We start from the raw sequence: 21926 nt of genomic DNA, 5'->3' as shown, positions 1-21926 counted from the left end.
AATTAAAAATGGAGTGATATTTTGCCGCAATTAGCCAGTGATTTAACCCAGCAAGTCAATCAACGATTGAATCAAGTCGGTCCTTCCGGTATTCGGGAAGTTGACCAAAAGTTCTCATCCATTCCAGGCATCATCAAGTTAACGCTAGGTGAACCGGACATGAACGTGCCAGAACACGTGAAGGCAGCCGCTATCAAGAGTATTCAGGATAACGACTCCCACTATTCGCCGCAAAAGGGAACCATGTATTTGCGGGAGGGTATTCATCATTACTTGATGGCATCCCAAGGCCTGGATTACGATCCGAAAACTGAGATCATTGCCACGGTGGGTGCTACTGAAGCCATTTGCGCTTCACTGTTCACGATTTTAAATCCTGGTGATAAGGTGGTCATTCCGACACCGGCATTTGCCCTGTACTTTCCACTGGTGACGATTGCGGGCGCCACGACCGTTCAAGTTGACACTTCTAACAGCGACTTTGTGTTGACACCAGAGCGGCTGGAAAAAGTTTTGGACGAAGAGGGCGATTCAGTAAAGGCTGTTTTGCTGAACTATCCTTGCAACCCAACCGGAGTTGAGTATCCGAAATCAATGATCGAAGGGTTAGCTAAAGTGATTGCGGACCACCATTTGTTTGTGATTGCCGATGAGATCTACAGTGAACTGACCTATGGGGTTGAGCACTATTCCATTGCTAACGTGATTCCAGAACGGACCATTTTGGTTAACGGGCTATCTAAGTCGCACGCCATGACCGGTTATCGCATGGGTTATCTGGCTGGACCAGCTGAACTAATTGCTAATGCCACCAAGATGCACGCCTTTATGGTGACTTCAACGTCGAATCCAGCACAGGCTGCTGCGGCAGAAGCGTTGCATAATGGACTGCAAGACCCAGTTGCCATGCGTAAGATTTATCAAAAGCGGCGTGACTTTGTCCAAAAGTCGATGGATGAGATGGGCCTGTCAATGGCCACCCCATCTGGCGCGTTCTACGCCTTCGTCAAGATTCCGGCCAGTTACGGTCAAGATGACGTGAAGTTTGCCTATGATCTAGCCGAACAAGGCAAGGTCGGTGGCGTCCCCGGCAGTGCGTTTGGTGCCGGTGGTGAAGGCTACATCCGCTTTTCTTACGCGGCCTCTGATGATGATATTGCGGAAGCCATGAAACGGATGAAGGCGTTCGTCGCCAATAAGGCTTAGCACTTGACTAATTGTGCAAAATACAGTTTAATGCTAGTTATTAAATTCTGATTTGAAAACTATGTGTGATGAAAACGAGGTATTTTTGATGAGTGAGAAACTACGAGTAGGAATCATTGGTGCAACGGGTATGGTCGGTCAGCGGTTTATTAAGATTCTGGCTGATCACCCCTGGTTTGAAATCGAGTTATTAGCTGCCAGTGCCCATAGTGCCGGTAAAACGTACGCTGAGGCTGTTAAGGGTCGCTGGAAGATGGAAGGCGATATTCCGGACCAAGTTAAGGATATGGTGGTGCAAGATGCTGCTAAAGTCGATGAGATTGCTTCACAAGTTGACTTTGTCTTCAGTGCAATCAAGTTAGATAAAGCCGACACCCGTGCTTTGGAAGAAGCCTACGCTAAGGCTGAAACACCAGTTGTTTCCAACAACAGCGCTCACCGCTGGACACCGGATGTGCCAATGGTAATTCCCGAAGTTAATCCGCAGCATACGGATGTGATCAAATATCAAAAGGCCCGTTTGGGGACTACTCGTGGCTTTATCGCCGTTAAGCCGAACTGTTCGATTCAAAGTTACACGCCAGCTCTTTCTGCTTGGCGTCAATTTGAACCTACTCAAGTGATTGCCACCACTTACCAAGCTATTTCTGGTGCGGGTAAGACCTTTAAGGATTGGCCAGAAATGAAGGGCAACGTGATTCCTTACATTGCCGGTGAAGAAGCCAAGTCTGAAGGCGAACCACTAAAGATCTGGGGCCACGTCGATGATGACAAAAAGGCGATTGTCCCAGCTGATGACACGGTGATTTCTTCACAATGTATCCGGGTGCCAGTCTTGTACGGGCATACAGCGGCCGCTTTCGTTAACTTCCGTCAAAACCCATCGAAGCAGGATCTGATCGATGCTTTGGAAAGCTATTCTGGCGAACCGCAACGCTTGGGCCTGCCTAGCGCACCTAAGCACTTCATTCGCTACATGACCGAAGATGACCGGCCGCAAGTGCGCCTTGATGTGAACTATGAGCACGGCATGGGTGTTTCAATTGGTCGACTGCGCGAAGACAAGATCTTTGATTGGAAATTCGTGGGCCTGTCTCACAATACTGCCCGTGGTGCCGCTGGTGGTGCCGTTGAATGTGCTGAATTATTGAAGGCACAGGGCTATTTGACTGCTAAATAAATTACTAAGATGTTTACCGTTAGGCCCTGCTGTATACAGGGCCTGGCGGTTTTTTAATCCCCGTAAAAATTGGGCTTCTCTGATTAGCGTAATTAACACTAGGGTCCAAATTCTGTTAAACTGGAAGAAGATTATTTTGAAAGGAACTGAAATCCATGAAGCCGCAGACCATTTTAAAATCGCAGTTCGGCTATGATAGCTTCCGGACGGGGCAAGAAGAAGCCATCAATGACGTTTTGAACCACCAAAATGTGCTGGCAATCATGCCAACCGGTGGCGGAAAATCACTGTGTTATCAGATTCCAGCGTTGATGCTAGACGGTGTCACACTGGTGGTCTCACCCTTGATCTCACTGATGAAAGACCAAGTTGATGCACTGACAGAAAATGGCATCGCAGCCACCTTTATCAACAGCTCGCTGGATTATGACGAAATCAATGCGCGGTTCAACCAGGCTGCCAATGGTGAGGTAAAACTACTCTACGTGTCACCGGAACGGCTGGATTCGGGTTATTTAAACCGGCTGGCAGAATTACCGATTGATTTGGTGGCCATCGATGAAGCCCACTGTATCTCGCAGTGGGGGCATGATTTCCGGCCCAGCTACTTGAATCTAGCCCAAACGATTCAGCAGTTGCCTAGTCAACCAACCATTATTGCGCTGACGGCGACCGCAACGCCAATCGTGGCACAGGATATTATGCAGCGGTTAAGTTTACAGGATGAAGTTAAGACGGGTTTTTCACGTCCTAATTTAGCGTTTAAGGTGATCAAACATCAGGATAACGATAAGTACTTGGTGGATTATTTAAAACAAAATGCTGGTCAATCTGGCATTGTTTACGCTAGTACCCGTAAAGAAGTTGAGCACTTAACGAAGTTATTAAATAAAAAACACATTGACGCGACGATGTATCATGGTGGACTGCCCAAGGAGGTTCGCCGGGAAAATCAGGAAGACTTCCTCTACGACCGGGTGCCCGTCATGGTAGCGACCAATGCTTTTGGGATGGGAATCGATAAATCTAACGTCCGGTTTGTGATCCACGCACAGGTTCCTGGCAGTATTGAGTCGTATTATCAAGAAGCTGGTCGTGCCGGTCGTGATGGCCTTCCCAGTGAAGCTATTTTACTGTTCCGGCTGTCAGACGTGCAGATTCAGCATTTCTTGATCGACCAATCTGACCGTGACGATGCTGGTAAGCAGCGTGAATATGATAAACTGCAAGCCATGTCGCAATACGCGAACACTCAAGAATGTCTCCAGAGTTATATTCTGCAGTACTTTGGCGAAAAGGGCGAGAAGTGCGGCCGCTGTTCAAACTGTTTGGATGACCGCAAGGAACAAGACATTACCGTTGATACTCAAAAGGTGCTGTCCTGCGTGAAGCGGATGAACGAAAACTTCGGTAAAATTCTAGTGGCGCAGGTTCTAACGGGTTCAAGTGTGGCACGGGTCAAACAGCTGCATTTTAACGAGTTATCCACTTATGGGCTGATGAAGCAATCGTCACAAAAGTCGGTTGCTGAACTGATCGATTTTTTGACTGCAGCTGGCTACCTCTTATCAGTCGGCGGTCAATATCCAGTGCTTAAGATCAGTGATTTGGGAGTTGAAGTTTTAAAGGGCCAGCAAAAGGTCTATCGCAAAGTTGCCATCAAGGCAACTCATGTCTTACCCGAAAATGACGGGTTGTTTGAGCGGTTGCGTGGGTTACGTCGTGATTTTGCGAAGAAACAGGGCGTTCCGCCGTTCGTGATCTTTTCAGACAAGACGCTGCATGATATGTGTGCCGTGATGCCGCAAACCGATGAAGAGATGCTGACCGTCAGTGGGGTGGGTGAAAGTAAGCTCCAGAAGTATGGCGGGGCCTTTTTAACGGAAATCAAAACGGCTAGTGAAGCCGGTTCGGATAACGACAATGTAACTGTTGAATAGATCAAAAGACCGATTTCAGTAATCAAACTGAAATCGGTCTTTTAACTACATCTATTTAACCCAATAAGCACTCTTATAATCCTCAACGACACCGCTGATATTATGAACCACGCCGTTGAGCTTCGGATTGGTTAAGAAGCTATCAGCTTGCTGGTACAGGGGTGTTACACCCTGCTGTTCAGTGAGCCGTTTTTCAGCAGCCAGCATCTGTTCCCAGCGTAGTTGGTTATCTGTGCTCTGATTATTGCTGATGGTGGCAACTTGACGATCATACGCGGCGTTATGCCAGTGGCCGTAGTTATGACGGCTGTTACTGGTCATTATCTGTAAAAACGACAGCGGATCAGGATAGTCAGCGCCCCAGCCGGTCAGCAGCAGGTCAAACTGACCAGCACGCACGCGGTCGTTTAAGTGAGTTGGATCCGGCGAAACCACTCGCACGGTCAAGCCTTTCAACTGGTGTTCCAGCTGAGATTTAAGGTTGTTGCCGACTCGTACGCTGATGGCGTCGTTTGACGTAGCCAGGGTTAGCGTTGCTGATGACACGTGCGCTTGGCGCTTGGCTGCAGCCCATTCTTTAGCAGCTAACCGTGAATTACCTTTGACATAGCCGGATGCTTCCTGCTGGTTAGCAAAGTCAGAATGATTAAGATTGTTCTTACTCAGACCAGCAGTAACAAATCCCTTGGGTGGCAGAGAGGCGTTTTGCAAGGCATTATTAATCAGTTTGCGACGACTAATTGCGTGCGAAATTGCTAGCCGTGCGTTACGATTATTAATGAGCTTCCTATTAGTAAGGTTGTGTGTGGTAAAATTATATGCGATTATCCGCATCAAGGAAAACGGCCGGACAACGTAGTCCCGGTTATTTTTATTTTCCGGGATCTGGCGACCAATCAGCTGAATCTCGGCAACTTTACCAGTACGATAGGCTTTTAGATCTTGGGCTGGTGATTTGGCAGTCACAATGGTTAAGCGCTTTAAATAGACGTGGTCCTTGTCCCAGTAATATGGATTGGGCTCCAGTGTTCGCGTGGCGCTATTAGCGTGCCACTTAACGAGTTTAAAGGGACCGCTGTAGATCTGCTGATTAGCGCTAGCACCATAGTGAGCGCCGTACCGTTGCACCGTGACTTGATGCTGCGGTGCAAATAACGGGTAGGCTAAAAGGGTCTCAAAGTAAACCATGGGGTGGTCTAACGTTACTTGCAGTTCACGGCTGGAGAGGGCTTTGACGCCCAGGTCAGTTACTGGTAGTTCACCTTTTCTGATCTGATCCGCGTTTTTGATGCCGGCAAATAAATTAGCGTTGACGGAGCGGGTCTGCGGTTTAACGCTACGTTGCCATGAATAGACGAAATCGGCTGCCGTGATGGGCTGACCATTACTCCAGCGGGCATTCTTGCGCAGTTTAAAGGTATAGGTTTTCGTGTTCTTACTGATGCGGTAAGATTGGGCGAGACCGGGATTGACACGGCCGTTTTTACCTAAGCGAAACAGACCCTCCGTTGAACTGCGCAGTTTGTTAAAACTGTTGACCTTTGAGATGTCAACGGTGCTTAAGCGCGTCTGTTCAACCACGGTGACGTTTTGATTTTGCGACATGACGCCTTTGCTGTCGGAAACGTGTTTGGAATTCGACAGGTTTTGCTGACAGCCACCTAGAAAAAGGGCTGCTGCGAGCATCGCAATTAGTTTTAATTTTACTTTCATAACGGAATCCTCTCAATTTAATAACTCTATTTCGATAATAATAACTCAATTTTATAGCGTCAAGCACGATAAATACTTACGAGGTGAATAACATTGATAGAAGGGCAACAACTTTCAGCAGGACAATTTGCCCAGCTCTTAAAAATTGATCGGCACCTGTTAAACCGGTTTGATGAGCTGGGCTTATTCAAGCCAGCTAACCGGGATAAAAACGGGCACCGGTTATATAATTTAACACAGGTTAACCAGTGGCTATCGCTGCAGGCCACCGTTGGATTAGAGAATGATCTCAATCAAACTAAGGCCACGTTGCAGACCAGTGGCAATGATCACCTTGGTATGCTGAAATATCAGCAGCAATTAATTGATCAGCAGCTTAACCAACTCAGCACGGCACGGCAGCAGATTTCTCAAGAGATCAGCAACCAGGAAACTGCGCGCCAGGCGATTCCCGAAGCCGTAACGGTGGTTGACCGGTCGCCCATTAATCTATTGACCACTACTTTTCCGGAAGAAACGGAAGTGACTGGCGAACAGGTCCAGCAACAGATCAGCCACGTGCTGTCAGTCTTGGACACGCCACCCATTAACTTAGCCATTGGCCGGGTTCATCCACGACACGCAATCGAAGCAGGTCACACTGAGCTAGTTACGGCTTTGTATACACCGCTAACGGCGGACAGCAAGGTTAAAGCTGACATGACGCAGTTAGGCGGTCACGTTGTGATTGAATATCACCATTTGAATATCCCATTAATTGAAGGTTTCAACCACCTGCGTGAGTATGCTAAGCAGCACCATTTTGCTTTAGGCACTCATTTTTACGAAGAACCTGTAATTAGCAGCTGGCAGACGGCTGATCCCGCACAGCAGGTGGTTCGACTGTTAGCAGAAGTAAAGGAATGATGAAATGATTGAATGGTCGCAAACTCAAATTCGCGCTTTTCGTAAAACGCTGCTGGACTGGTATGACGCTCACGGCCGGGATCTGCCGTGGCGCCACGACCACGATCCGTATCACGTCTGGGTATCAGAAATTATGCTGCAACAGACCCAGGTGAACACGGTCATTCCTTACTACGAACGGTTTATGGCCCAGTTTCCAACGGTTAACGCGTTAGCTGATGCCCCTGAAGCACAGCTGATGAAGGCTTGGGAGGGTCTGGGTTACTATTCCCGTGCCCGTAATTTACAAAAAGCTGCCAAACAAATTGTATATGAACGTGCTGGTCAGTGGCCGCAAACGGCTGAGGGATTACGTGAGCTGGCCGGAATTGGCCCGTACACGGCCGGAGCCATTGCCAGTATTGCGTTTAATGAACCGGTTCCAGCGGTGGACGGTAACGCATTTCGGGTATTTGCCCGCTTGCTGGAAATTGATTTAGACATTGCTAAGCCGCAAACGCGTCCCGTCTTTGAGCAGATCATCGGGCGCATTATTTCACCGGATCGACCGGGCGATTTTAATCAAGCAGTGATGGATCTGGGCGCCAGTTATATGATGGCTAAGAATCCGGATTCCGCGCATTCGCCGGTCAAAAAATTTGATCAGGCTTATTTAGATGGTGTTGAAGAGCAGTATCCCGTAAAGTCCAAGAAGCCGCGACCCGTTAAAGTTGCCTACTACGGTCTGGTGATTCGCCACGGTGATCAGTTCTTAATGCAAAAACGGCCAAGTGATGGCTTACTGGCGAACTTTTGGACCTTTCCACTGATTGCCGAAGATGACGTGTTAGCGTTGAGTGAGACGCCAGAACTAGTGACGGATGAAGAACGACTGACGTTACTGGAACGGCTGGTCAAACAAGACTTTGGCCTGACCGTTCACGTGGTGCCAATTGGTGGTAAACCGGTGAAGCACACCTTCACTCACCGCCAGTGGGTGATCTCGTTGCTGAGCGCTGATTTACCAGCGAATACTGATCTGAGCTTTTTTCCAGGAAAATGGTTATCGATAGAAGCGTTACAAAAAATTGCGTTACCAAAAGTACAAGCGAAATTATTCACACGGATACGCTAAGGTAAATGATTAGCGCTATCCGGTTTTTTGTAAAATAAATTAGAAAGAAAGTGATGTTATTGTCTGGAAATGGACATACGTCAGCACAGCCCGTTGATCAAAATGGGCGACCGTACAACCGAATAGCATTAGTGTTCACGATGCTGGTGGGCACGTTTAGCACCTTTTTGACCTCGACGATGCTGACCACGGCTTTTCCAACCTTAATGAAGTCGTTTAGTATTTCGGCCAATACTGTTCAATGGCTGACCACCGGATTTATGCTGATGATGGGGATCACGATTCCGATTACCGGCTTTTTCCTCCAGCGATTTGATTCGGGGAAACTTTACTTAGCTGCGATTATCATTTTTTCAATTGGGACCATTCTGTGTTACTTTGCCCAGGATTTTTGGATGATTTTAATTGGCCGGTTGATTCAAGGAACTGGTGTCGGCATTACCGCGCCAGTTTACCAAACCATCATGACGTCCATTTTTCCGCCATCTCAACGGGGAGCTGCTATGGGAACGGCCGGTATGGTCATTGGCTTAGCACCCGCCATTGGGCCGACACTTTCGGGCTGGATCTTGATGCATTATTCTTGGCGGATGTTGTTTTTATCTATTCTGCCAATTTCATTAGTGGTCGTGATCATGGGACTCTTTACGTTACGTAAAGTATTACCCACTAAAAAAGCACCCATCGATTGGCTTTCAGTTTTGCTGTCGATGATCGGGTTTGGTTCCATGCTATTTGCATTTTCGTCAGTTGGTAATTATCAGTGGACGGATCCAATCGTTTACGTCACGCTGACGGTGGGCGTAATCGTAGTAGGTGTATTTATTTGGCGGTCAGTGAAGATCAGCAATCCGTTGCTGCAACTGAAAGTCTTTAGCCACCGAGAGTTCACACTTTCGGCAGCACTAGTCGCGGTGTCGTTTATGTCCATGAACGGGTTTACTTTGATTTTGCCATTATACTTACAAACTATTCGGGGTGAGACGCCGTTAGCATCTGGGCTGACCCTGTTACCGGGCGCCATCGTTATTGGGTTAATGAACCCGATTACCGGGCGGATATTTGACCGAATGGGTGGCCGCAACATGGCCATGGCCGGGATGTTTTTATTGATGGTCACAACGGGTTCCTTTATTCCAATCACGGCAACCACGCCGGTGATCGACATCGTGTGCCTCTATGCGGTGCGGATGCTGGGAATTTCAATGGTCATGATGCCAGTGACTACAACTGGGATGAACGCCTTACCACTGAACTTGATCAGTGATGGGACGGTTGTGAACAACACAGCACGGCAGGTCTTTGCCTCTATGGGGACTGCCGTTTTAGTCTCTGTCATGTCTAACGTCACGAAAAACCACGTTCCTGGTCACGAAGTAGCCAAAGCAACGCCGATTCTATTCCGTAAATTAGCCTTGCACGCAAATGTGGTGGGCTTTCGGTACGCCTTTGCTATTGCAACTTTATTTGCGCTGGTGGGGTTTGTAATGACCTTCTTCTTGAAACGACACAAGGAGGTGGCATAATAGATGATTGCAATCACGTTATTTATTGGTGCGTTACTCTTTGCCGGTAGTATGATCTTTATCTCTAGTGGCTTTAACAAGACGGTTTGGGTGACCATTGGGCTGATCCTAACTGTTGGCAGTATTGCACTGATGATTTTAAATTATAGTCAGTATTGGGGCATGAGAAAGGTGACGGTTCAGCATGTCTATCCGTTAACGTCTAGTATAACTGCTAAGAAGCCGGTTTTGCTGTATCATCCAATCGGGACGCAAAATGAGCGAGTGTACCTCTATAAAACCAATCCCCTTGAACACAGATTACAGCGAACAGATCCGACTCAGGGACCGGTTCAGGTAACTCGCAATGCTAGCCGCAATGAACTGAAAGTCACTAAGACCTACCGCGTTTATAAAAGTGAAGAACTGCGGTTGCTATTTAGTGCTGGCGTTCAAAACCACGAGTACGTCATGACCCAGTGGCACTTTAGTTTAAAGCCGGGATGGAAACTGATTTCGACCAGGTAATATTCCTGAGTTGGATTAGCTTTCACAGCCTAGCAACATCGTGTATAATAAGCACAATGTAAAATACAAATTGGGGGAGCGGAACATGGATAACGTTTTTGATATATTAAAGATGATCACGATCAACCATCATGGCGTTGATGGGGCACAGCTTGTTGTCACGGATCTGGAGGGCAAGCCAAATAGTCTATTAACTGATCTGTTACGTGATACGGTGGGTAATATGCGGTTATTTATTGATATGCAAAAAGTGGACTCTCCCGATGATGTTTTAGCCGAATTGGGAGACACCACACCGTTGCCGGATGACGTACTAGACGAGTATTCTAAGATTTTGAAGGAACATGTAGTGGGGCTGAATTTTGCGCCTCAAAAAGACACGATTGAACTATTGATTCGCTAAAATTGATAACTAATTACTAAGCTAAAAATAATTAAATGAGTATGGTTCAACGGCCGAATGGTGCTGATTAGCAGTACTAAAAGGGCTTGGTAGCAAGTATTGCCTATAGTTGGAGCGATAGGCCTCATTTAAAATAAAGTTTTGCTTCGTGGGAGTTTGTTGTTGCACTTCTCAAAATTACCTGTTATAGTATTGGTAATGTATTTATGCTTCGGGATTAAGGTACAACGTTCTTTTTAGAATGGCTCCTTATTCAAAAGTTTCAAATGCAAAATTTATTTGCGCATAGCGCATGGAGGTTTCATTCTAATGGAACAAGGTACTGTTAAATGGTTCAACGCTGACAAAGGTTACGGTTTTATCACTCTTGAAAACGGCTCAGATGTATTCGTACATTTCTCAGCTATCAATGCTGACGGTTTCAAGACCCTTGAAGAAGGTCAACATGTAACTTTAGACGTTGAAGACGGCGACCGTGGCCCACAAGCTGCTAACGTTACTGTTGCTTAATTTAATTAAGCTCAACGGAACCACTGATCATTGCGATCAGTGGTTTTTTTGTGTTTTCAATCTTTACGTAACCAATACACAAATGACAACTATTTATTACAGACGAGCGCTAAACTAACCTTGAATAGTAAAGGTGTAGCTGTCACCGCGGCTTATAAATCCTGGCGCTATTCACAGTAGTCCGGTCGCTACTGTACTCTCCCTATAAGACACTGCAAAAAACGGTTTTGAGACAGCCTACTCTCAAAACCGTTTTGTAGTTATGGCGCATAATCACTCATATGAGCTTTAGCGATACCGGGTAGTAATGGGTGTGATAAGATGAGCTTAATTGGAAGTATTGAGATGATGTGAATTGGGGGCGATTTTATCGAAACTTTAGTCGTTGTAGGGCATCCACAGATTCAAGATTCCAGTACCCAGCAATTCTTAAAGGAAGCGGCTGCTTTACCAGATGTTACTTGGCATCCGCTCAGCACGTTTGATTTGAACGTTGCTGAAGAACAGGCATTGATTAACCAGGCGAACCGAATTGTGCTGCAGTTTCCGCTGTACTGGTACAGCGCACCGGCTATCTTGAAGAATTGGCTGGATCAAGTGCTGACGCGGCGCTTTGCTTATCCTGACGCCATGGGAAGTCTAGTGGGTAAAGAACTGGGAATCGCAGTGAGTTTGGGCTCACCAGCACGTCAATTTACTGCTGGTGGCAGTGAGAACTTTAGTCTTTCCCAGATCCTGACACCGTTTCAAGCATTGGCGCATAAATTACAAATGACGTTTTTGCCAACGTTTGTGATCGATCAATTTAGCTATCAGACGGATGATGAAAAGACCAAATTACTAGTGAATTATCAGCGCTACCTGACTCAGGCACAGCTGGGGCACTTTGATGACCGGACCAATTGGTTAACAGCTCGTTTGGCCAAATTGATACCAACCGTTTCCACCGATAAGCAACAGCAACTGACTTTGATACTCGAACAATTAAAAAATGATCAGGCAACGTTAACGGATCTGCAGGCGAACCTGAAAATGGTTCAGGATATGGAGGATAACTAATGGCAGAACAAACCTGGGCGGCCCAGCAGCTATTTGCGTTAGCTGCTAAAACGCCGCAAGTTAAAGAACGCGCGCTGTATTTGGCGTTGGCAGAACTGAGCGAAGAACAGCAACGACGAATCCAACTGGCCCAAGATGAACTGGATGGGCGAACGTGGAATCCCTCACGGTGGTAGTACTAGAAACTACCCCAATTGATAAAATTAGCGTTACAATTAAAGTTAATTAAGCTTATAGAAACGGGATGATGACTTGTTATTGGGGTACGGGTTTTTATTCGCGGCAATTATCTTTGAGATTATTAGCAGTTCATTATTGAAGGAGTCCGATGGGTTTCATCGGCTACTGCCAACACTGCTATTAGTTATTGGGTATTCCATTACCCTGTTTTTGTTCTCCAAATCACTGCGGTGGTTAGATTTGGGTGTCGCTTATGCGTTATGGGGCGCTATTGGGACCCTTTTTACAACCATTATTGGGATTATTTTCTTCCAAGAGCAGGTCAACCGCTCGAAAATCGTCGGTGTCGCCTGTATCATTCTCGGAACGGTGATGTTAAATATACTGTGAGGTGATAGCGGATGTTTAAATACTATGTAGCGCTTGGAATTGCGATTGTCACAGAAATTATTGGGACCATGTCGTTAAAGCTGTCCAAGGGATTTACACAATTTTCATGGACTTTTTTGAGCATTGCTGTTTTCTTGATCATGCTCTACAGCCTGTCGTACGCCATGCAAGTGGTGCCGCTGAGTGTTGCCTATGGACTATGGTCAGGAGCTGGAACAGTTTTAACCGCAGCACTTGACGTAATCATGTTTCACGAATCGTTTTCCATTGGCGAGGTTTTGGGCCTGGGACTGATCGTGGTCGGCATCGTGGCCTTGAACTGGTCTGGTGAAGCTGAAGAAGAAATTGACTATGAATCGCTGCAGGTAGAAGAAAAGATGAAGGTTTAGGGCTGAGCGCGAGCGAGGCTCTTTTTTTATTACTAAAAAGAGCTGACTGACTTGAATCAATCAGCTCTCCAGTGTTGGAAAGTTACGCCTGAGATGAAGCCTGTGCATCCTCATTAAACTGGTTCACATCAGTGGTGTAACCCACAACTGAAATTAAGTCATTTTGCCGGAGCTTATCGTCAGCGTTTGGCGAGAGATTGACCTTGCCGTCCGTTTTAATGGCGATGATATTAATATGATACTTATTACGCACGGCTAATTCGTTGAGCGATTTGCCCACGAAAGCCGGGTTATCGACCTTAACTTCCGCCATGGTGACTTGGTCATTTAACATTAAATAATTCACGATGTTGGGTTGCAGCTGATGGAAGACGATTCGCCGGGCCATATCACGTTCTGGCCGGACGATTTGGTCGGCGCCGATCTTCTCTAAGACCCGTGCGTGGTTTTCGTTTTCAGCTTTGCAGATGACGTCTTTGGCACCCAGTTCTTTGACCAGCAGGGTGGCCATGATACTAGCCTGAATATTTTGACCGATGGAAATAAACACATGGTCGAAACTGCCCAGCTCCAGTTCTTTCATGGTATCTTCGTCCTGAGCATCGGCAATCACCGCCCGGGTCACGATGTTAGTGAACTCGTTAACCTTTTCTTCACTAATATCAATGGCCAGCACTTCCTGACCCGCTTCAACAAGGGACTGGCAGATAGCACTGCCAAATTGTCCCAGACCGATCACGGCGTAATTTTCACGTTTATGTTTAACCAATTAGAACACTCTCCTCTGGATAACGATATTTCGGTTGCTTACGGTTGGCGTTTAAAATCGAGAACATCACGGTGTAAATACCGACCCGGCCAATGAACATTAAAAACATGATGATCAACTTGCCCAGGACGTTTAAATGCGGCGTTAATCCTAATGAGATACCGGTGGTCCCAAAGGCTGCCAGGACTTCAAAGGTGACCGACTGCAGACCATCATTTTTAGGTAGCGGCTGGGTGGCGCAAAGAATCAGTGTGGCCGCTGCTAGGATGGTCAGTGCGACAAAGATCAGGGTCAGTGCCCGGAAAATATTATCTTGCGTGAAGCGGCGATGGCCAAAGGTGGCGTCTTGCTTACCGCGCAGAGTCGCAATACTTTGAATGGTGAGCAGACCAATAGTTGTCGTTTTCACACCACCGGCAGTTGACCCGGGGGTGCCACCAATGAACATTAAGATCATGGTAAAGGCAATACTGGCAAGGGACAGATGCTGGTAGGGCAACGTAGTTAATCCGGCAGTCCGCGGCGTGATGGCCATGAAAAGGGTGTTCATGAGCCGATGACCGTACGAAACGTGCTGACTCAGGACTTGCAGGTTATTTTCGCTGAGCAGGTACACGACGATTGAGATTAAGGTGATGACGGTCCCGGTTCCCAGTGCTAGTTTGGTATGCAGCGATAACCGCCGCCGTTTGGGATAGAGCAAGAGGTCCTGCCAGACCAGAAAACCGAATGAGCCGGCAATGATGAGAATCGCCATGATACTCAAAACATAAGGATCATTCGTGAAGTTTTCTAAACTGTTGCCGAATAAGTCGAAACCGGCATTACAGAAGGCTGAAACGGCGTGAAAAAGGCTGAACCAGATGCCCTTAGCCCAGCCGTAGCGTGGGTAAAAATCGATCAGTAGCAGCCCAGCACCTACTAATTGAATAATTAATGAGAGTAATAAGATTAATTTGATTACACTGAGCTGTGAGAGATTATCGAGGTTGAGCGATTCCTGTGCTAATAGCCGTGTTGAGAGCTTCATTTGGCGACGCATGAATAAGAACAGCATGACGGTGAAGGTCATGAAGCCCAAACCGCCAATTTCCATCAGAAATAAAATCACTGTTTGACCAAAAAGGGTCCAGTGAAACGCAGTGCTGACCAGCGTGAGGCCGGTAACGCAGGTGGCACTGGTAGCGGTAAAGAAGGCGTCCATTACCGAGGTCGTGTGCGTACCCCGTGTGGCAATTGGCAGACTAAGTAGCAATGTGCCAATTAAAATGATGATCAAAAAGCCCAGGGTGAGTATTTTGGGCAGTGACAGATGTTGTTTTTGAGGGATTGACATAGCTGACCCTCCTTCCAGTTTCTGTTAGTTTCACTATAGCGAAAATCATGCCGGTTTAAAAGTTATATGGTCAGAAAGCTAGATTAGCAGAATCATCCTTAAAATAGTTTGTGTTAAAACGAACAACACGGTCTATGTAAGGTAGCTCTCGTGTTATAATTTGATAGTAATGATTAATTAAAACTGCTGGAGGTAGGAGAAGATGTTAATACAGCAAGTGTCGATTGAGAATAGTGAGACCCTGAAAGACGTTCGCATTGAAGACGGCAAGTTTGTTGAAATTGCCAACCACATTACGCCCAAAGAGAGCGAAGGCTTGATTGATGGCTGTGGTAAGCTGTTATTGCCACCATTTGTTGACCCCCACGTCCATTTGGATGCCACCTTAACAGCAGGGGACCCGGAATGGAATCAATCTGGGACGTTGTTTGATGGGATTCGAATCTGGTCGGAACGCAAGAAGAAGCTGACCGTTGAAGACGTTAAAAAGCGCGCTATTCAGACCTTAAAGAAGCAGGCAAGTCATGGGACTCAGTTCGTGCGTTCACACGTGGATGTGACTGATCCTGACTTGACGGCGTTAAAAGCGCTGCTGGAAGTTCGTGACGAAGTAAAAGACTTTATTGAACTGCAGATTGTAGCCTTTCCGCAAGAAGGGATTTTGTCCTTCCCACACGGTAAAGAATTAATGACCAAAGCGGCTGAAATGGGTGTCGACGTCATTGGTGGAATCCCGCATTTTGAATTCAATCGTGAATACGGCGTGGAATCACTGCATTTTGTCAGTGATTTGGCTGAAAAATACGATAAATTGATCGATGTTCACTGTGATGAAATTGATGACCCAGCAGCGCGGGGTCTTGAAACCTTAGCAACCTTAGCCTATGAAACCGGGATGCGCGACAAAGTGACTGCGAGCCACACCACTGCCATGGGTTCATACAATGACGCCTATGCGTACAAGTTGTTCCGGTTGTTGAAGATGTCCGGTATCAACATGATCGCCAATCCATTAGTCAACACCTTCTTGGGTGGCCGGTTCGATACTTATCCTAAGCGTCGGGGGATGACCCGGGTTAAGGAATTGACCGAGGATGGCATCAACGTTGCCTTTGGTGAAGATGATATCAAGGATCCTTGGTATCCAATGGGCGACGGCAACATGTTAGATCCACTGCACCTTGGTCTTCACGTAGCGCAGACTATGGGCTATGACCAGATTATGAATTCGTATAAGTACGTGACGCAAAACGGTGCCCGTGCGATGCACGTTTTGGACCACTACGGCATTGAAGTTGGTAAACAGGCAAACTGCATTATTTTGAACCGCGATAACTTCTACGATGCTCTTAATGAACGGGCGGAAGTTTTGTACGCGATTCATCATGGTGTCGTCACCGTTAAGACGCAGCCTCAAGAAGTTAAAACTTACTTTGGTTAAAGCAAATCATTAAATGTGATCACAAAAAATCCCTTAGCGCAGCAATGTTTGATTAGCTGTACTAAGGGATTTTAATAACTATTTTAGGAATCCTGACTGTCACACGCAAAATAGAAATAAAATAAAAAGTTCTGAGTAATTTCAGAACTCATCAGACTAAGCGTGTTTCTTTGGTTTGTGGGCACGGGATTCGGAAGCCTTCTTTTTGGTGACTGCTTCCTTGTGTAGGGCCCGAAGCTGTTCTTTATAACCTTCAATTTCCTCAGCGTGGTTTTCATGCCATTCCTTAAAGGAAAACTGGCTATCAGTATCGCCGGGTTTGAGCCCAGTTTGCAACCAGAATAACGCTTGGGTTAAACTTGAAAAGTTATGCATCCAAAGGGTTTGACCATTTTCAGAATCAAAGGCAACGTAGGATTTGAAATGTTTCTTTAAAAAAGTATGTTTCCGAATTTTAAATGCTTCCCGTTTACGAGTCAGCCGATAATCTGGTAGGATATATTGGCCAGTAAGTGTCAGTTCAGGAAAAAATTCGTTGGCTTGACTATGTTGTTCTTTCAACAAAGCGTGAGCTTGTTTAATGTTGATGAGCTGCGCGTGAATTTCAGACATCAGAGTTATTCCTCCTCTTGAACAACTGGTTAATAATGGCAAAGTTCATAAATGAACGTCGATTTTCTATAAAGTGCTTACACTAATAACTTTAGCATAATTTTCACAGAATTAGTATAATTGACAATCGTAAAGTGGGAATTGTAATAGGAATTTATTAAACTTTAATAATCTTTAAATGGATAGCAGATGACGTTTTTGGGTAAATATTACGCAGTACGAAAGGGTCAGCATCCCGGTATTTATACCAGCTGGCCAGAAGCGCAAAAAGAAGTTTCGGGCTTTTCTGGTGCTGAATATAAGGGATTTAAGACGGAATTAGAAGCTCAGCAATTCATGAGTGGTGCCACGGCGAAAAAGCCTGTTACTCATGATGACCTGATTATTGGCTATACGGATGGCGGTACACGTAATCACGGTAACGTTAAGGGTGGCCACGTGAAGACTACCGATCCGGCTGCCTGGGCGTACCGGCTAGAGTTATCTGATATGGTTCTCAGCGATTCCGCTGGCGAGTGGGGGGCTACCAATAACCGAATGGAGATCATGGCCCTGATCAAAGCGTTAGCAGCCTTGATCGAACAAGGTCAGCAGACAGCTGATATCACGCTGGTGCTGGATTCCAAGTATGTACTGGATGCGATTAACAAGGGCTGGCTAAAGGGCTGGCAGCGACGTGGGTGGCGACGCTCTGGCGGTGAACTGATGAACGCTGAACTTTGGCGGCAAGTCAGCTCACTATTGCCAAGATTTCCGAAACTGTCGCTCGTTTGGACGAAGGGGCACGCAGATAATCAGGGTAATATTTTTGTTGATCATTTGTTGAATCAAACGATGGATGAGATGGTTAAGGCTGGTCGGCCAACTGTAGGGCATCAAGTTAAGTCCAAACCGGTTAGATCGACTAAGCCTAAAGCCAAGCTCGCAACATCAACTAAGAAGCCCGTTGCTAAACCAGCACCGCAACAGCAAAAAAAGGTCAATCAGTCAGTTTCAGACATTCAAAAAGCACTGGAACAACTGGATTTATTCAAAAATCCATAGCCCAGTGCTTATCGTGTCAGGTTTAGTTTTGTTTTTCTTTATGAGTTACTTTTCTAAAGCGGCGTTCAACTTCCTTACTCCAGAAGCCACCAGACATTTGCGTGGGCTCGTTGACCATGACAAATGCTTCTGGTGCCAATTGATGGATCAGATCCATTAACCGGCGATCAGCTTTTCTGGGGGCTAAGATGTTGAGAATCAACCGTGAGCCATCACGGCCGTAGCCCCAAGTTTCCGTGACCCCGTAACCATTGTTACGCAGGTCCTCTGGTAATTTTTTATTTTGCTGATACTTGGGATCGTCATTATCGATTTTAACGGTGACTTGGAAATTAACGTAGCCTAACGCCACGTGATCTTCAATCAAGATACCTAGGTAAATCCCAATCCCAAAACCAACGGTATAAGCAATGACGTTGACCGGTGAATTGATGTTCTTCAACGCAATTGCCAGTGCGATCACGTAAACAAATTCTTCAACAACGGCTAGCAGTGGTGCCCATAGTTTTTGTCTGCGGACAACTAACATTGTTCGAAAGGTGTTTAAGGTAATGTAACAGGCATTTAAAACAAAAATAGTTAGCGCAAGTTTCAAATAGATCGCCTCTTTTATAAAATTTAAAATGATGCTACTACTACAGTTTAGTGCAAATTGCAGATGATGAAAGCAATTTAACTCAAAATTGTAATCTGTGATATGCTTTTAGCAAAGGAGTGTTGTTTGTATGGCTACAGAAAGAGAAAAGATGACTGCCGGCGAACCGTACGATGAGCTCGATGGCGAACTCACTGCTCGACGAGACTATATGCGCCAGCAACTAGAAGAAATTAATCATATTACTGACAATAAGAACCGTAATGACCGGTTCAAAGCGTTAATTGCCGATACTGGCGATAACTTTTTCGTTGAGACCAGCTTCAAATTTGACTACGGCTTCAACATTCATTTAGGCGATCACTTTTACGCCAACTATGATGTGACCATGCTGGATACCTGTCCTATCACCATTGGACCGTATGCTTGGATCGGCCCTAACTGCGGTTTCTATACCCCAATTCATCCATTAGACCCGGTTTTACGACGGGATGCCGATGTTGAATTAGGTGCGCCTATCACCATTGGCCACAGTGTATGGATGGGCGGCGGTGTCATCATCCTGCCTGGTGTCACGTTAGGTGATAACGTGGTGGTTGGTGCTGGCTCCGTGGTAACTAAATCATTCGGGGATAACGTGGTGATTGCTGGCAACCCAGCGCGGGTCATTAAACCCGTTCCAAAACACGCAGACAAGTAAATATGAGCGATTGATAACTATTTTCTGCAAATAACGATCTTTCAGAGGCGGTTTAAACACCGTTATTTTGAAAAATCGTTTTTATTTTTCATTTATTTTGCTAAAAATCCCGAGAATTCGGCGAATATAGCTTGTGGATAACTCCGCTAAAGCCTATGTATAAGCCAATAGCATGGGTATTTTTCTTATCATTTTGACTGATTTTACTTATTAATTCAAACGTGTATAATAATGATGTAAATTCAATCGGGTTACATTGGAATTGGCAATTTGTTGCAGGCAGAGCTGTTGCAGGTGGTCGTAGACGATCTCAGCAGCTCTTTTTGTGCTTTCTAATTTGTCAACCCGAATGAAAATACGTTGGGTGCTTTCAGAGTTGAAAGGTTACAATTTCATTGTGGTTTCAATACGATGCTTGACGATATCGCTGTTATAGCGGTATTTTGATCAGGATCTATCGGTAGGAATAATAACGAGAACGGTTATTTTTCTGAAAGTAGGGTTGATTGATACATGGACAAGACGTATTCCCAAGGTAGACTGCAGCGTGAACGGCAAGTATTAAAATCGTCGCAGCGTGTTCAACCCTCTAGCTTGTTCCACACTCTGCATCCAATATGTACAATTATTAGAGGAGGAATATTATTTTAAGAAGCAAGTTAATCAACAAGTGGGTCTTTGTACCAACTGTGGGATTATTCTTACTGGCAACTTTAGTGTTAATGATAGGTGGAAAAGGGTTACAAGCACCCTTATCTAGTTTATTGAGTTGGATGAACCTAAAGTTAGGGTGGATGTACCTTGGTATTTATATCATCAACTTTGTCTTCTTAATCGGATTGGCATTTAGCCGATATGGGAAAATTAAAATTGGAAAACCCGATGACAAACCGGTGTACAGTGGGTTCAAGTGGGGCGCGATGGTGTTTGCAACGGCAATCGATGCCAGCATCATGATGTTATCCATTACTGATCCGCTGACGGTAATTCAGAATCCGCCATTTCACATTAAAGCTTATTCACATGCTGCTTACATCTCTGCTACCATGATGGGTCAGTTTAACTGGGGCCCAATGGCTTGGATGATGTTTGCACCAGCCGCTGTTTTGATCGGTTACCTGTTATACCGTAAAGGTCAGCCCGTTCAAAAGTTAAGCGACGGGATCAGTATGTTAGACGGCGACAAGCACCAATCAATTAAGAAATTCTTTGCGGGCTTGGTCAACGTCTTAGTGGTTATTGGGATTATTGGCGGTGTTGGTTCTTCTATTGGGATGGAAGTCCCAATCACCGCTAAGGCCTTTTCAAGCGCAACCGGCCTGAAGTACGGTTTACCCTTGGAAATAGCATTGTTTGTTGTCTTATTCTGTTTGTTCGCCGTCACGGTCTTTAAAGGCCTGAACGGTGGGATCGATCGTTTAAGTCAGGTGCATATTTGGTTAGCCATCGGTTTTCTGGTTTTAATTTTATTCTTTGGTCCTGCCCGTTACATTATTGGTAACGAAGCACAAAGCCTAGGTATGTTAGTTCAAAAGTTCATCCCAATGGCAACTAATACGCATCCTAGTGCCACTCAGCAGGATACGATCTTCTACTGGGGCTGGTGGTTATCATACATGCCCGTTATGGGATTATTCATTGCGAAGATCTCACGTGGTAGAACAATTCGTCAGATGCTCATGGGAATGTTAATGTACGGCTTTACCGGCTGTGCCCTGTTCTACGCTGTCATGGGTGGCTACGCACTTTGGTTACAACAAAATGGGGTCATCAACTTGGTCCACATGTTGAATACTCAAGGTCAAGCTGCCGTTATTGCGACTGTGATTGGGACTTTGCCAATGAAGCAGATCATGACATTGCTTTACTGTTTGTCATGTTTCATCTTCTTAGCAACGACCATTTCTGGTTCAGCTTACATTCTGTCATCGGTTACCAGCATTCCATTGAAGCACCGCGAACCAACACGCTTCAATCGGATGTCTTGGGTGGTTGTCTTCATGATCTTTGCCATCTCACTGGTCTTAGTGGGTGGTTTCAAAGTTATTCAGACGATTTCAGTCATGGCTGGGTTCCCGTTGATATTTGTGTGTGCAATGATTTTACTGTCGATTCGTCGACTAGTTGTGCACGACCACGAATTGGTCTTCACACCAGCATCGGAAGCTATCGATGTGGATATGGCGCATCAACCAGTTACTGTGGAACGTAAATCAGCGATTCATGGTAAGTTGATCTTATCACCAACGCAATTAGCTAATTAATTAAAAATAAAGAGAAGTTCTGATAAAATTGTGATAGGCAATTTTATCAGAACTTTTTTAGTTATAGCATTTTAAGATTACTGCGTATAAGCGTTTGACAACAAAAACTAGTACTTTACAGAATTCCAATTGTGCGAGAAAC

The 21926-nt window shown here is 45.7% G+C and carries 22 protein-coding genes; 17 read left to right on the top strand and 5 right to left on the bottom strand.

Annotation, left to right across the window (positions count from 1 at the left end):
- Positions 1-21: 21 nt before the first annotated feature.
- The 3 genes from FFM73_RS03765 (at position 22) to recQ (ending at position 4326) form a co-directional block, all read left to right on the top strand.
- Complete coding sequence (locus tag FFM73_RS03765) at positions 22-1206, top strand: aminotransferase class I/II-fold pyridoxal phosphate-dependent enzyme (protein ID WP_137630452.1); 1185 nt, start codon at positions 22-24, stop codon at positions 1204-1206.
- A gap of 88 nt (positions 1207-1294) precedes the next feature.
- Entirely contained in the window at positions 1295-2386 is a 1092-nt protein-coding gene (gene asd, locus FFM73_RS03760; protein ID WP_137630451.1) for an aspartate-semialdehyde dehydrogenase, read from the top strand.
- A 155-nt stretch (positions 2387-2541) separates the two neighbouring features.
- Positions 2542-4326, top strand: coding sequence for a DNA helicase RecQ (gene recQ / locus FFM73_RS03755; protein ID WP_137630450.1), 1785 nt, complete (start codon positions 2542-2544; stop codon positions 4324-4326).
- A gap of 51 nt (positions 4327-4377) precedes the next feature.
- Here the strand turns inward: recQ and FFM73_RS03750 are convergent, their stop codons facing one another.
- Positions 4378-6039: a peptide ABC transporter substrate-binding protein gene (locus FFM73_RS03750; RefSeq protein ID WP_137630449.1), complete on the bottom strand. Its 1662-nt coding sequence runs from the start codon at positions 6037-6039 to the stop codon at positions 4378-4380.
- 93 nt (positions 6040-6132) lie between these two features.
- Here FFM73_RS03750 and FFM73_RS03745 point away from each other — a divergent pair, with 93 nt between their 5' ends.
- The 10 genes from FFM73_RS03745 (at position 6133) to FFM73_RS03705 (ending at position 13023) form a co-directional block, all read left to right on the top strand.
- Positions 6133-6945 carry a MerR family transcriptional regulator gene (locus FFM73_RS03745; protein WP_137630448.1) on the top strand — a complete coding sequence of 271 codons (813 nt, stop codon included), beginning with the start codon at positions 6133-6135 and terminating at the stop codon, positions 6943-6945.
- Between the two features lie 4 nt (positions 6946-6949).
- Positions 6950-8059: an A/G-specific adenine glycosylase gene (mutY, locus tag FFM73_RS03740; protein ID WP_137630447.1), complete on the top strand. Its 1110-nt coding sequence runs from the start codon at positions 6950-6952 to the stop codon at positions 8057-8059.
- A 59-nt stretch (positions 8060-8118) separates the two neighbouring features.
- Positions 8119-9585 (top strand): MDR family MFS transporter, encoded by a 1467-nt coding sequence (locus FFM73_RS03735; protein WP_235874445.1) that lies wholly within the window; start codon positions 8119-8121, stop codon positions 9583-9585.
- A 3-nt stretch (positions 9586-9588) separates the two neighbouring features.
- A complete protein-coding gene (locus tag FFM73_RS03730) occupies positions 9589-10092 on the top strand; it encodes a DUF4811 domain-containing protein (RefSeq protein WP_137630445.1) in 504 nt (167 codons plus the stop codon).
- Between the two features lie 85 nt (positions 10093-10177).
- On the top strand, positions 10178-10495 hold the full coding sequence (locus tag FFM73_RS03725) for a hypothetical protein (protein WP_137630444.1): 318 nt from the start codon (positions 10178-10180) through the stop codon (positions 10493-10495).
- A gap of 309 nt (positions 10496-10804) precedes the next feature.
- On the top strand, positions 10805-11005 hold the full coding sequence (locus tag FFM73_RS03720) for a cold-shock protein (RefSeq protein ID WP_054653587.1): 201 nt from the start codon (positions 10805-10807) through the stop codon (positions 11003-11005).
- 354 nt (positions 11006-11359) lie between these two features.
- Positions 11360-12064, top strand: a complete 705-nt coding sequence (locus tag FFM73_RS03715) for an NAD(P)H-dependent oxidoreductase (RefSeq protein ID WP_137630443.1) — start codon at positions 11360-11362, stop codon at positions 12062-12064.
- Positions 12064-12240, top strand: a complete 177-nt coding sequence (locus tag FFM73_RS12735) for a hypothetical protein (protein WP_171001192.1) — start codon at positions 12064-12066, stop codon at positions 12238-12240. Before FFM73_RS03715 ends, FFM73_RS12735 begins: the two co-directional genes overlap by 1 nt.
- Before the next feature lie 82 nt (positions 12241-12322).
- Complete coding sequence (locus FFM73_RS03710; protein ID WP_171001191.1) at positions 12323-12634, top strand: DMT family transporter; 312 nt, start codon at positions 12323-12325, stop codon at positions 12632-12634.
- An 11-nt stretch (positions 12635-12645) separates the two neighbouring features.
- Complete coding sequence (locus FFM73_RS03705) at positions 12646-13023, top strand: DMT family transporter (RefSeq protein WP_137630441.1); 378 nt, start codon at positions 12646-12648, stop codon at positions 13021-13023.
- Between the two features lie 82 nt (positions 13024-13105).
- Here FFM73_RS03705 and FFM73_RS03700 read toward each other — a convergent pair whose 3' ends face one another.
- Together FFM73_RS03700 and FFM73_RS03695 are read right to left on the bottom strand one after the other, a co-directional pair.
- Positions 13106-13792, bottom strand: a complete 687-nt coding sequence (locus FFM73_RS03700; RefSeq protein ID WP_137630440.1) for a potassium channel family protein — start codon at positions 13790-13792, stop codon at positions 13106-13108.
- Positions 13785-15128, bottom strand: coding sequence for a TrkH family potassium uptake protein (locus tag FFM73_RS03695; protein WP_137630439.1), 1344 nt, complete (start codon positions 15126-15128; stop codon positions 13785-13787). The genes FFM73_RS03700 and FFM73_RS03695 overlap by 8 nt, the downstream gene beginning before the upstream one ends.
- 202 nt (positions 15129-15330) lie before the next feature.
- On the opposite strand from FFM73_RS03695, the gene codA reads away from it, so the two are divergent.
- Complete coding sequence (gene codA / locus FFM73_RS03690) at positions 15331-16569, top strand: cytosine deaminase (protein WP_137630438.1); 1239 nt, start codon at positions 15331-15333, stop codon at positions 16567-16569.
- Between the two features lie 156 nt (positions 16570-16725).
- On the opposite strand, the gene FFM73_RS03685 is transcribed toward codA, so the two are convergent.
- Positions 16726-17181, bottom strand: coding sequence for a hypothetical protein (locus tag FFM73_RS03685; protein ID WP_137630437.1), 456 nt, complete (start codon positions 17179-17181; stop codon positions 16726-16728).
- A gap of 189 nt (positions 17182-17370) precedes the next feature.
- Here FFM73_RS03685 and FFM73_RS03680 point away from each other — a divergent pair, with 189 nt between their 5' ends.
- Positions 17371-18225 carry a ribonuclease H family protein gene (locus FFM73_RS03680; RefSeq protein ID WP_137630436.1) on the top strand — a complete coding sequence of 285 codons (855 nt, stop codon included), beginning with the start codon at positions 17371-17373 and terminating at the stop codon, positions 18223-18225.
- Positions 18226-18247: 22 nt separating this feature from the next.
- Here the strand turns inward: FFM73_RS03680 and FFM73_RS03675 are convergent, their stop codons facing one another.
- Positions 18248-18820 carry a DUF2179 domain-containing protein gene (locus tag FFM73_RS03675; protein WP_137630435.1) on the bottom strand — a complete coding sequence of 191 codons (573 nt, stop codon included), beginning with the start codon at positions 18818-18820 and terminating at the stop codon, positions 18248-18250.
- Between the two features lie 130 nt (positions 18821-18950).
- Here FFM73_RS03675 and FFM73_RS03670 point away from each other — a divergent pair, with 130 nt between their 5' ends.
- Together FFM73_RS03670 and FFM73_RS03665 are read left to right on the top strand one after the other, a co-directional pair.
- Positions 18951-19520 (top strand): sugar O-acetyltransferase, encoded by a 570-nt coding sequence (locus FFM73_RS03670; RefSeq protein ID WP_137630434.1) that lies wholly within the window; start codon positions 18951-18953, stop codon positions 19518-19520.
- A gap of 641 nt (positions 19521-20161) precedes the next feature.
- Positions 20162-21784 (top strand): BCCT family transporter, encoded by a 1623-nt coding sequence (locus FFM73_RS03665; protein WP_306418820.1) that lies wholly within the window; start codon positions 20162-20164, stop codon positions 21782-21784.
- Positions 21785-21926: the final 142 nt, after the last annotated feature.

Origin of the sequence: Secundilactobacillus hailunensis (assembly GCF_005405185.1) — a bacterium.
GTDB lineage: Bacteria > Bacillota > Bacilli > Lactobacillales > Lactobacillaceae > Secundilactobacillus > Secundilactobacillus hailunensis.
The sequence above is the reverse complement of the archived record's forward strand: the minus strand, read 5'-3'. Positions and strand labels throughout refer to the sequence as shown.

Coding starts and splice junctions, on each gene's coding strand:
- asd (WP_137630451.1), top strand. CDS start 1,295: ATGAGTGAGAAACTACGAGTAGGAATCATTGGTGCAACGGGTATGGTC.
- recQ (WP_137630450.1), top strand. CDS start 2,542: ATGAAGCCGCAGACCATTTTAAAATCGCAGTTCGGCTATGATAGCTTC.
- FFM73_RS03750 (WP_137630449.1), bottom strand. CDS start 6,039: ATGAAAGTAAAATTAAAACTAATTGCGATGCTCGCAGCAGCCCTTTTT.
- mutY (WP_137630447.1), top strand. CDS start 6,950: ATGATTGAATGGTCGCAAACTCAAATTCGCGCTTTTCGTAAAACGCTG.
- FFM73_RS03730 (WP_137630445.1), top strand. CDS start 9,589: ATGATTGCAATCACGTTATTTATTGGTGCGTTACTCTTTGCCGGTAGT.
- FFM73_RS03725 (WP_137630444.1), top strand. CDS start 10,178: ATGGATAACGTTTTTGATATATTAAAGATGATCACGATCAACCATCAT.
- FFM73_RS03720 (WP_054653587.1), top strand. CDS start 10,805: ATGGAACAAGGTACTGTTAAATGGTTCAACGCTGACAAAGGTTACGGT.
- FFM73_RS12735 (WP_171001192.1), top strand. CDS start 12,064: ATGGCAGAACAAACCTGGGCGGCCCAGCAGCTATTTGCGTTAGCTGCT.
- FFM73_RS03705 (WP_137630441.1), top strand. CDS start 12,646: ATGTTTAAATACTATGTAGCGCTTGGAATTGCGATTGTCACAGAAATT.
- FFM73_RS03695 (WP_137630439.1), bottom strand. CDS start 15,128: ATGTCAATCCCTCAAAAACAACATCTGTCACTGCCCAAAATACTCACC.
- codA (WP_137630438.1), top strand. CDS start 15,331: ATGTTAATACAGCAAGTGTCGATTGAGAATAGTGAGACCCTGAAAGAC.
- FFM73_RS03685 (WP_137630437.1), bottom strand. CDS start 17,181: ATGTCTGAAATTCACGCGCAGCTCATCAACATTAAACAAGCTCACGCT.
- FFM73_RS03680 (WP_137630436.1), top strand. CDS start 17,371: ATGACGTTTTTGGGTAAATATTACGCAGTACGAAAGGGTCAGCATCCC.
- FFM73_RS03670 (WP_137630434.1), top strand. CDS start 18,951: ATGGCTACAGAAAGAGAAAAGATGACTGCCGGCGAACCGTACGATGAG.